Below are 11449 nucleotides of genomic sequence, written 5' to 3'. Positions count from 1 at the left end.
CGGCCCCGGACCGGATCCGCCGGCCGCCAGCGCCGCTCACGCGAACGGGGCCAGTTCCGCTCACCGGAACTCCCCAGTGCCAGTGACCGGCCACTGCGTGGCTCAGCAGGGAAAGTCGTCCCACAGCCACGCGATCGCCGACAGCGGGGGCGCGTGCGGGCTGTCGTTGGTCGGGCGGTCGGCCCATGCCCCGAGGCTCGGGGTGGTGAAGCCGCGGGCGGCGTGGCGTGCGGAGAGGAAGGACACGCTCCAGTCCAAGTTGGCCCGGATCGACCTGCCCAGACATTCCAGGAACGCGCGCAGTTGCGCCCCGGCTCTGGAAGCGACCTGCTGTTGGAGTATCAGGAATCGGCAAAGGGCGCGGTCTCGAAGGGCGATGGCGTGGGCGATGGCCTCCTCGGCACTGAGTCGGTACTCACGCGCGAGTATGACGGTCAGGCTGATGTCGTTCGGGCCGGTTCCCCCTCCGGCGGCGGACAAGAGGTCGCTGTCGCAGGTTGTGACCGTAGTGGCGAGTTCGACCAGGGCCCGGACGGCGGGGGCGTGGCACTCGTCCGCGGACAGCGCGGGACCGACGACCATCTGCTGGGCGGTGAAGAAGGCGTCGCCGCCGACGCTGTTCAAACGAGTGAGCAGGTAGTCGTCGAGACATGGCGTGCGCCCGGCTGCTCGATAGGCCATGAGCTCGGCGTTGCCTGTCATCCAGCGTCGGTGGGCCTCGGTCCAGCGGATCATCTGATGGCGGCTGGCGTGCTGGGCGAAGCAGCGGGTCAGGTCCTGCAGGCCGGCCAGGAACCGGCTTCCGGCGGCGATCTTCGGATCCTGGCTCTGAGTCGCCCGGACGAGGCGGGCTGCAAGGGGCAAGAAGAGGTCGGGGGCAGTGCGGGTCGGGCCGCCCGCGCAGTACACCTCCTCGAAGGCGGCGGCCCAGTAGCCGCATCGGGCGAAGGTTTCCAGCCGGCTCGCCTCGGCGTGCGGCATACACATAGCGGCGAAGAGGCCGGACCGGGCGGCCAGGGTGCGCTTGACGGACCGTTCGTCGGGCAGGAAGGCACCCAGCTCCAGCACCCAGGCGGCTGCGCGCCTGTCGACGGCCTCGGCTTCGGGGTGGATCGCGGCGTCGAAGGGACAAAACAGCCGAGGGACTGCAAAGGGCACCGGGGTGCTCAAGACCGCCTCCATATCTTTTGGGCGGGCCCCGGCGGCCGGACATCCGCGGCGAGGAGTACGTCGATGATGTCCCCACGGGCGGTGCCGCGCTGGGGGCCAGCGAGGCACCGCCGGGGCGGGGCGCGTTGGGACGACTGAGCGAACGGGTGTGTCAGTCGGTGCAGGCGGATACCAGCAGGCCCGGGCTGCCGGGGGTGAGCTGCTGCGTGACCGGTCCCAGGGGAACGCGGAGCGGGCCACCGGCGGTGGTGATGCCCGAGACCGACGCGCTGACGGTGACGGTGACCGGTGCGAGGCTTGTCACGCTGATCGCTACGCCCTTGCCACCCGCGGGGCAGGCGGCGGCGGTGAGCACCACCACGGGCAGCGGACCGTGACGGACGCCTGCCGCGACGGTGAGCGAGACGCTGGTCAGTGGTGGCGTCGCCACACAGGAGGAGTCAAGGCAGACCGAGACCGGGACGTTCGGCACGGGCACGGGTCCGACCGAGAGGCTGAGCGTGTCCTCGGCCGCACGGGCCGTGGCCGGCAGTGCCAGGGGGACGGCGGCGAGGGCGAGGGTCGCGGCCAGCAGGGCGATGTGGCCGGTCAGTCGTGGGAGGAGCATTGCTGTCCTTTCTCATGTGTCGACGGTGGGGTTTCCGGTGCGGTGGTGTGAACCGCACCGGGGTCAGGGGTGTCCTCGCCACCGAGGTGCAGGTCGAGCCGGCTGGCGATGCCGGTGGCGAGTGCGGCCAGCGTGGGATGTTGGGCCACGAAGTCGTTGCCGAGTTTCACTCCGAGTCCGGTTTCCAGGCGCGCACGAAGTTCGATGCGCAGCAGGGAGTCGAAGCCGAGGGCCCGCAGCGGTGTCTGGGGGTCGATGTCGGTGCCCTGGAGGCGGAGCACGCCGCGGATGTGACTGGTGAGGTACTGCTCCAGGGCGATGCGGCGGGCCATGCCTGATGCGGCCGATCGAAGGCCGGCCACCACGTCGTCCCGCGCGGCACCGTCCCCTCCCGGGGCGGCCGTGCTTTGGGTGAGCCGGGCGAACAGCGAGGAGCTCCGGCCGGTGGAATGGATCCAGCTGCGCGGATCGCCGGGGATGACACCGGTGCGGATCCGGCCGTGGGTCAGTAGCGTGGCAAGCGCCTGCATGCCGTCCGAGGTGGCGATGGTCTGGTAGCCGCGCTCCGCGAAGCCTGTGGCCACGCCGGTCTCGCCCCAGGGGCCCCAGTTGACGGCGAGGGTGCGTAGGCCCAGGGCACTGCGCCAGGACGCGAAGGCGTCAAGCCAGGCGTTCGCTGCGGCGTAGGCGCCCTGTCCTGGATTTCCGAGCAGGGATGCCATGGACGAGTGGAGGACGAACCAGTCCGGTCGAAGGGCCTGGGTCGCCAGGTGCAGCTGGCAGGCTCCGCTGACCTTCGGGTGCCACACGCGGTGGAGTTGGTCGTCGGTGATATTGGCGATGGCCGCGTCGTCGAGCACCATGGCCGCATGGACGACGCCGCGAAGGCGGAGGCCGCCTTCGGTTGCGGCGGCCACGAGGCGCTGGGCGGTGCCGGGTTCGCCGGCGTCGCCGAGCTCGACGGTGATCTCGGTGCCGCGTCGGCGGATCCGCTCGAGCTGGGCCTGTGCCTGGGGCCCTGGTGCTGTGCGGCCGTTGAGGACAAGGCGGCGCGCGCCCTGGCGGCTCAGCCAGTCTGCGGTGGCCAGTCCGACGCCGCGCAAGCCTCCGGTGACAAGGTAGGACCCGTCCGGGCGGACCGGTGGCGGCGTCTGCGGCAAGGTCGCGGTCGTGGCACCGTCGTCAGGGACGGTGAGCACGAGCTTGCCGATGTGTGCGGCGGCCGCCATCTGCATGAAGGCGTCCTGGGCGTGTTCCAGGGAGTGGGTCTGCGTGGGAAGGGGGCTGAGACGGCCCTGCCGCAGCTCCTGGACGACCTCCTGCAGGAGGCCGGCGAACTGGTGCGGCCGCTCGCGTTGGAGTTCGATCAGGTCTACGGCGCTCATCGTGATGTTGTGCCGCAGCGCGCCGAGGCCGAGCGGACTGTCTGCGGCGATGTCGCGCACGCCGAGCTCGACGAATCGGCCGAGGGGCCGCAGGGCTTCCAGGCCGGCGCGGATGGCTCGGCCGGTGAGAGAGTTCAGTACGACATCGACCCCCTCGCCCGCAGTGGCGTCTCGGACCTGTCGGGCGAAGTCGAGGGACCGGGAGTCCATGACGTGGCGGATTCCCATGTCATGCAGGTACTCGCGTTTGGCTTGGGTGCCCGCGGTGGCGAACACTTCGCCGCCCAGTTGACGTGCGATCGCGACGGCGGCCAGGCCGGTGCCGCCGGTGGCGCTGTGGATCAGGACCCTTTCGCCTTCGGCGAGCCGGGCGAGGTGGCGCAGCGCGTACCAGGCGGTGAGGAAGGCGATGGGGGCGCCGGCGGCTGCGTCCGTGGTGAGGCTGTCGGGCAGCGGAACGGCCAGCGTGGCCGGCACCGTGGTGAAGCTGGCGAAGACGCCCCCTTCGAGGTCGACTGCGAGGACCTTGTCGCCGACGTTCAGGTGGTTCACACCCGGTCCCAGGGCCGTGATCACGCCCGCGCACTCGAATCCGATGCGGTGCCCGGCAGCTTCGTCGGTCGACAGCAGGCCCATGGTGGTCAGGACGTCCCGGAAGTTCATCCCGGCGGCCTGGACGCGCAGTTCGACCTCGCCTGGGCCGGGCTTTTGTCGGGCGCTGACGCCCAGTTGCAGTGCGCCGAGGTCGCCGAGTCGTGCGGCATGCAGCCGAAATCCGTCCGCCCCGTAGCGGACGGTGCGTGTGCTGGCCTTGGTGCGCTCCGCCGGTGAGAGTGGACGGTAGGTCAGGCGTGCAACGTGCCGTGTGGCGGCCCGTAGAGCGACTTCGTCTTCGTCCGCCCATGCCAGCAGTTCCCCAGCGACGGTCTCCAGGCCGCCGGGGGTGCCATCTGCGTCCACCAGCGTGGCGTGCAGCTCGGGGTGTTCGAAGGCCAGGACGCGGATCATCCCTCGGAGCGGTGCCTGGAGGGGGTCGGCCGGACGGCCTGTTGCGAGATCCTGGGCGGCACGGGTCACGGCGTAGACGCGCGGGGGGTCATCGGCCGCGATGGCGGCCTGGGCCACGGCGAGCAACTGCCGGACGCGCCGCTCAGCGGTGGTCGTGGGGTCCGTCGGATCGTCACTGTCACCGGACGGCTTGCACAGCAGCACGACGGCGGCCGGCGCTGCGGCTGGTGGGTTCCAGTGGCCTCTGAGAGTCTCTGTGAGTTGCTCAAGGGAGGCAGCCTCGTCGAGGCTGATCACGGCGGCCGTCGCTCCGCCGGCGCGCAGAGCGTCGGCGAGCACGCGGCCTGAGTCGTCTGCCTCGCAGATCACCAGCCAGGTCCGTGCGGCGACGGCGGTGTCGAGGTGCCGGTGGCCGGCAGGTTCCCAGGTGGTCTCCAGGAACCAGTCGTCGACGCTGGTGCGCTCGGCGGCGGGGCGGCGCACGAAGTGGATCCCTTCGGCCTCGGCCACCACGCGTCCCGTCTCGTCTGTGAGCCGGACCTCCCCGGTGATGGCGTTCGCGTCGCTGCGGGTGACCACTGCCTGGCCGTAGCGCGCGGTGACTGGATCGGCGAGCAGCCGCAGCCTTTTGATGCGGACCGGCAGGAGGGGGCCGCTGTCGGTGTCCCCGATCAGGCCGGCGACGACGAGTTGGGCGCACAGATCGAGCAGGACCGGATGTATCCGCAGATCGTGACGTCCTGCGCTGGCCGGTGCGGGGACCTCGACGCGGGCCCAGAAGCTGTCACGCTCGGCTGTGGTCCGCAGCGCGGTGACACCGGAGAAGGCGGGACCGTGTTCCAGGCCACGGGAGCGCAGGCTCGCGTACAGTGCGGCAGGGTCGAGCTCGACCGGGTGGCGATCGCTGGTTTCGGCCGGGGGCAGCGGTGGCGTGTCCCGTGCCGGCAGGGCGCGGCGCAGCAGTGCGCTGGCCACAGGGGCCCATTCGCCGTGGGCGTCGGGTGAGAACACCTCGAACTCGGCGCGATCAGGGCCAAGACAGGTGACCGTGGTGCTCACCGGCGTGTTGCCGGCGAGGTGGAGCAGCCGGTGGAAGACGATGTCGGTGGCCTCGACGGTGTGCGCGTCGGCGGCGAAGACTTCGCAGGCGGCGGTGAGCGCAAGTGCGCACGAGGCTGCGCCAGGGAGCGCCGGGGTGCCGTGCACGCGGTGGTCCGCGAGCCAGGGCAGCGTGTCGGTGCCGGCGTCGCCGTGCCAGCACTCGCGTGGCTGGGCTCCGGGCACGTGGACGTGTGTGCCGGGCAGGGCTGCCGGCGCGTCCTCGCGCTGCACAGGCGGCACGTCCACGCTGTCGATCCAGTGGCCGGTGCGGTTGAAGGTGAGTGTGGGCGCGTCCACGAGGTGGTCATCGGCGTACAGGGAGTACCAGTCGACGTCGACTCCGGCGCAGTGCAGGGCAGCGAGTTGAGTGCGGAAGGTGAACGGCTCGTTCTCCTCACGCCGCAGGGTGGGCAGCACGACGGGGGTGCACGGCAGGTCGGCCAGGGTCTGGCTGACGGCGCGGGTCACGACGGGCTGGGGGGAGATCTCCAAGAAGATCTGGTGTCGTTCGACTGCTGCGGCGGCCACTGCGGCGGCGAAGCGCACGGGTCGGCGCAGGTTGGCGCACCAGTAGGGGGCGTCGAACAAGGGGGTCTCGCGCGGGTCGTCCAGAACCGTGGTGTAGAAGGGCAGTTCAGGTTGGCGGGGTGCAAGGTCCGCGAGGGCGCCTGCAAGGTGCGGCAGCAGTCGGTCCACCTGGGGGCAATGGGAGGCCACGTCCACCGCGATCAGCTGTGCGGCGAGGCCGCGGTTCTGCCAGGTCGTGACCAGGCGGCGGATCCTCAGCGGGTCGCCGGACACCACCGTGGAATCGGGTGCGGCCAGGACGGCTATGCAGACCGATCCTGCGGCTCCCGCAGCGGCGAGTTCGGCCTTGACCGCGGCGACGTCCAAATTGACGCTCGCCATGGCGCCTGCTCCGGCGATGCGACTAAGTAGCGCGGACCGACGGCAGATCACCTTGACGCCGTCGTACGGCGTCAAGGCCCCCGCGCAGACCGCGGCGGCGACCTCTCCCATGGAGTGGCCCAGCACCGCGGCCGGTTCGACCCCATGGGCACGCCAGGCAGCGGCCAGCGCGGTCTGCACGGCGAACAGGACCGGCTGGACCCGCGCGCATCCGCTCACCTTGCGGCCGGACCGAAGGAGCTCCAGCACGCTGAATCCGGCTTCTGCGGCGATGAGCCCGTCGGTTTCGGTGAGGGCGGCCTCGAAGGCGGGTTCGTGGTGCAGCAGGTCCCTGGTCATTCCCTGCCACTGCGAGCCCTGACCGGAGAACACCCACACGGGTCGGCGGGTGACCCCGGCGCCGACGGAGCCGGACACGACACCTGGATGGGCGCGCCCATTTTGGAACGCCTCCAGGGCGCTGATCAGTTCGGGTCGTGTGGAGGCGACCACGCCGAGCCGCCCATGTCCGGCCGAGCGTCGCAGCGCCAGGGTGTGGGCCACATCGCGCAACGACGCGGCGCTTCCGTCGTGCTGGAGCCAGTCGCTCAAGCGCTGGGCGGCTCCGGGCAGGGCGGCGCGGGAGCCCGCCCCGACCAGGAAGACCTCGGGCGGAGCCTCTTTGGCTCTCTTGCGCCCCGGCAAGGGTTCTGACCGACGTTCGGGAGCCTGCTCAAGGATCACGTGGGCGTTGGTGCCGGAGAAGCCGAAGGAGGAGACCGCAGCCAGGCGGACCGGTGTCCGGGTGGGCCAGCAGCTGAGCTGTGTGGGGACGAAGAGCCGGGTACCGTCGGCCGAGATGGCGGGGTTCCAGCTGGTGAAGTGGAGGTTGGCCGGGACCATTCCATGCCGGATGCACAGCACGGCCTTGATGAAGCCGACCACGCCTGCCGCGGGCTCGAGGTGTCCCAGGTTGGTCTTGACAGAGCCAAGCGCGCAGCGACCCTGGCCCTTCCCGTAGACCGCCGAGACGCTCTGGAATTCCACGGGATCGCCGATGGGCGTGCCGGTTCCGTGGGTTTCGATGTATCCCACCTGGCGCGGGTCGACTGCGGCTCTCGCCAGCGCCTGCCGGTACAGCGCCTGCTGGGCGTGCGCGGAGGGCGCGGCCAGCCCGTCGGAACGGCCGTCCTGGTTGACCGCCGATCCGCGGATGACCGCCAGGATCCGGTCGCCTTCGCGCAGGGCGTCGGGGAGCCGCTTGAGGACCACGGCCGCGCAGCCCTCGCCGCGCACGAAGCCGTCCGCTGAGGCGTCGAAGGTGCGGCAGCGACCCCCGGCAGAGAGCATGCCCATGCGGGTGAACGATCTCGTCGTCCTGGAGTGCAGCATGAGGGTCACCCCGCCGGCCAGAGCCAGGTCGCACTCGTCGTTTCGCAGTGCCTGGCAGGCAAGGTGGAGTGCGACCAGCGAGGAGGAGCAGGCTGTGTCAAGGGCGAGGCTGGGGCCCTGCAGACCAAGGAGGTAGGAGATCCGGCCTGCGGCAACGCACTGACCGTTGGTCAAGACGGAGCCTTCGAGTTCCTGGGGGCCGCCCGCGAGGGCGTCCATGTAGTCGGTGTAGCTCAGCCCGACAAACAGACCGGTGGCAGTCCCGCTGAGGTGCTCGGGGGGCAGCCCGGCATGTTCGAGGGCCTCCCAGGCCACCTCCAGCAGCAGCCGATGCTGCGGATCGAGGACGTCTGCCTCCTTGCCAGAGACGCCGAAAAAGTCGGCGTCGAAGCCCGAGATGTCGCTGAGGTACCCGCCGTGCGGCGGCAGGCGGTCCTCACCAAAGCGTTGCCGTTCGCGTCCGGGCGGTGGTTCTGTCACCGCGTCGCGTTCCTCGATGAGCAGACGCCACAGCGCCGCGGGCGAGTCCACGTCGCCGGGCAGCCGGCACCCCATGCCGATGACGGCGATGTGCTTCAGTTCGTGCTCCTGCCCCATGGCCGGTTCTCCAGTTCAGGTCGGGCTCTCGCGAAGGGGAAGTCAAACGGCGTCGGGGCTCGCGAGCAGGATCGCGCTCTTGACTCCCCCGATCTGGTAGTTGCAGCTGACCGCGTGGTCGAAGTCCAGGTCCCGGGGCGACATGCCGGGGACGGGGTCGAAGCTGAGGTTGTCCGCCGGCTCTTCGCAGTTCGCCGTGGGGCACACCTGACCCATTTCCATCATGAGCAGGGTCAGCGCCACCCCGACGGCGCCCGCCGGTGCGCCGTTGTGGCCAAAGCACGCCTCCTGCGAGGTCACCAGGACGTCTGAGGCGGCGCTGCCGTACAACAGGCGGACGGCGTTCGACTCGAAGGCGGTCACTACGACGTCTCCGTCGCTGCCCCCATGGATGTACGGCACCTGGTCGAGGTTCCACCGGTCCCGCAGGCACAGGCGCACGCAGGTCGCCAGCGATGCGCCGCTTTCGTCACTGGCCAGCGGGTTCGACAGGCCGTCACGGGTCATGGCATGGGCGAGGATCTGTCCGTGGCAGTCGGCGCCGCGCCGTTCGGCGTGCTCCCGGCTCTCCAGGACCAGCGTTGCCGAACCCTCCCCGTGGTTCACGCAGTCGGCCCGCCGGTCGTAGGGCCGCATCAGCCGGTCGAAGGACGGGAGCAGCTCGGGCATGCCGTCGACCCGGATGGCCTGGTAGGTGTGCTGCGCTCCCCGCAGCAGTCGTTGCACATTGCGGATCACGTCGACGGCGAAGACGTCGACGCCAGTGACGACGGCGAGCTCGACCTCCCCGTCGGCGATCATGCGGCGGGCACTGCCCACCTGCACGGCGGAGGACGCGCAGCCGCAGGACACGGTGAAGCACGGTCCGGTCGTGCGGGTGAGCGCGCCTTGGACCAACGCGACGTCGGAGGGGGTCAGGCCCTGCTGTGCCCGTACGAAGAGCTCCATCGCCTGGACGGGTGTGGTTGTGGCGGCGTCCGCCTGGAGCACCGCGAGGTAGTTGCCGACATTGGCGTCGATCCCGCCTCGCCCCGCCAGGATCGCCGCTTCCTTCAGGTCTCCGGCGTCGATGGCGAGGTCGGCGTCCTTGCAGGCCTCGGCCAAGGAGATCAGCGCGAAGCGGTGCGCGTCGGTGTAGTGCCGGGAGAACACTCCGGGGACGTCTGGCAGGAGTTCGTCGAACAGGCCCTCGGGAAGGTTCACGGCGCCGTAGTAGACCCCGTCATGGCTGACGTACGAGCGACCGCGCGAGGCCGCCCCCCACAGATCCGCGGCGGTCAGGACCGGCTTCCTGCTCCCGGGCAGGCAGAAACCCATGCCGGTGACCATGACATCTCGTCTGTTCGCCATCTACCTCTACCTCCGCGAAATACAGGGTGCCTTTACAGAGGGACTGCGGATGAGTACGCTCATTGAAATCGGCCAGGTGATTCGCCTGCAATGAGCAGCGTTGAATAGCGACCGGTTGGTTCGGGGCCTGATCGGAGCGGAATGAGAAATGACTGCGCTCCATGGGGATGGAATCACCAGCCCTCGGCGCGGCTCGAGGCCGGGTTCGCGAGGGGGTGCGGCATGCCGCCGAACGCAGGACAGCGCGCCAGGGAAGGGCGACCAGTCCTTCATTCCTAAGGACTGATGATAGCCTCGCCCCAGCCGGGGACAAGGCCCTTGGATTCGACAGTACGGGCGCGAAGTAGTGCGTGCCCCGTCGTGTTGTGCTCCGGGGGCGTATGCCGGTGTTTATGCTCTGGGGGTGGCGCCGTTCAAGGCGTGCAGTCGGGGTGCCGGATCGTCTGGGCCGCTGGTGTGCGCCCGGGATTCACCGGGAGCCCGGGCTCCGCTCATCAACAGGCCTCGGCCCGTCCGAGGTCTGTCTGGCGTGCGCCCGGGCGGGCTTGACGGTCTGTCATGCTTGTCGCAGGTGGGCCCTGGGCCTTCTTCTATGAGATCGGCCCACGGTCACGGCATCCTCCGGGCTTCGGCCCGTGGGCGGCCGAGGAACGTGAACGCCGGTGGACGCAACCACTCGGTCGGGGCCGGGCGCCGAGCCCTGCGAGGTGTGCACCAGGTGGTCGTCTTCTCACTGGCGTCTTCGCCCGGGCCGATAGACCACTGGACATGACGGCCAGGCGCCTCGCACGAGACGCTCACGGGCACCTGCTCCCTGGGGTCTTCCCGCGGCCCGTCCGCCGCCCGGCGACCTGTTCGAACAGGCGCTCCAGTCGGGTGGTCTGGGCGGAGGCGCGCTCAGTGCGCCCGATCAGCTCCTGGTTGGCCCAGCGGTCGGCCGCGCGCAGCGGGGCGGCACCGGTGAGGGACTCGGCCAGGGCGATGCCGAGGGGGTCGGTGAGCAGGTCGGCATGGAGGCCGTCCGCCACCAGTTCCCGGTATGGGGCGATGTCCGCGAGCAGGAGGCGGCAGCCCGCTGCAGCCGCCTCCAGGATGGAGGAGCTGCGCTGGTCTGCGGAGGGCACGGAGACAGCGACTTCGCTCGCCCGCATGAGCGCGAACAGCTCGCTCTGGCTGATCAGTTGGTCGATGACAGTGACGCGGCCGGGCAACTGCGCGGCTCGAGGGTGCAGCGTGGCCAGGTAGTGCTGCTGTGCTCGGGCCGCAGCAGGGTGGGAGGGGCGGTGGCCCGTGACCAGAACCAGGTGCAGGTCGGGTCGCCGGGGCGCGGCTTCGGCGAAGGCGTCAACGATTTCCCGCGTCCGGTAGACCGGTGAGGTGCTGCGGATCGATGTCACGAGGGTGGCGTCGGCTGGGATGCCGTACTTCGCACGCGTCAGGCGGGCTTCTTCGCGCTGCCGGCTGTGGTCGTGGCGGTTCTGGTCGAGGAGGTGGTCTGGTACGCCCCAGGACAGGACGGTGACGGTTCCTTGGGGGACCCGGTATCGGTTCGCCACGGTGGCCGCGACCTCGCGCGAGGTGGGCAGCACGAGGTCCGCCCGTCGCAGGGCGAGGCGGGCGACCAACGCCCGGCCGCGATGGCGGGCGGCGGCCTTCAGCTCCGACCCCCATGGCGTGACGACCCGGGGGGCCGCACGCGTCGGCAGCAGGAGCGACAGGAGCCCGTGCACGCCGAGGGAGTGGACGTGGACGACCTGCGGGCGGGTGCGGCGTACCTCGCGGCGCAGCCAGCTCTTCGCGCGCAGCAGGCGCCAGGGTCGCCATGCCCCTGGCGCGGGTGCGCACGAGAGCTCCCAGTCTCCTGTCCGCTCCCCCGGTCCCGGGTCGGGCCAGCTGCACACGGTCACCGTGTGGCCTCGCGCTGCCAGAGCGTCCGCCCAGCGCCGGGTGT

At 70.6% G+C, this 11449-nt stretch carries 5 protein-coding genes; all 5 read right to left on the bottom strand.

The window, feature by feature from the left end; translation table 11 throughout:
• Positions 1–102: 102 nt before the first annotated feature.
• Entirely contained in the window at positions 103–1170 is a 1068-nt protein-coding gene (locus TR49_RS27285) for a terpene synthase family protein (protein ID WP_152627481.1), read from the bottom strand.
• Between the two features lie 151 nt (positions 1171–1321).
• Entirely contained in the window at positions 1322–1777 is a 456-nt protein-coding gene (locus TR49_RS27280; protein ID WP_042386502.1) for a hypothetical protein, read from the bottom strand.
• Positions 1759–8148, bottom strand: a complete 6390-nt coding sequence (locus TR49_RS27275) for a type I polyketide synthase (protein ID WP_063770186.1) — start codon at positions 8146–8148, stop codon at positions 1759–1761. Before TR49_RS27275 ends, TR49_RS27280 begins: the two co-directional genes overlap by 19 nt.
• A 42-nt stretch (positions 8149–8190) precedes the next feature.
• Positions 8191–9498 carry a beta-ketoacyl synthase N-terminal-like domain-containing protein gene (locus tag TR49_RS27270; RefSeq protein WP_084725508.1) on the bottom strand — a complete coding sequence of 436 codons (1308 nt, stop codon included), beginning with the start codon at positions 9496–9498 and terminating at the stop codon, positions 8191–8193.
• A 797-nt stretch (positions 9499–10295) separates the two neighbouring features.
• A partial coding sequence (locus TR49_RS27265; protein ID WP_160311642.1) for a glycosyltransferase family 4 protein occupies positions 10296–11449 on the bottom strand: 1154 nt, incomplete at its 5' end.

It is taken from the genome of Streptacidiphilus melanogenes (assembly GCF_000787835.1).
In the GTDB taxonomy this organism is placed as follows: domain Bacteria; phylum Actinomycetota; class Actinomycetes; order Streptomycetales; family Streptomycetaceae; genus Streptacidiphilus; species Streptacidiphilus melanogenes.
Note: the sequence above shows the minus strand (reverse complement) of the source record. Positions and strands in the feature narration are given on the sequence as shown.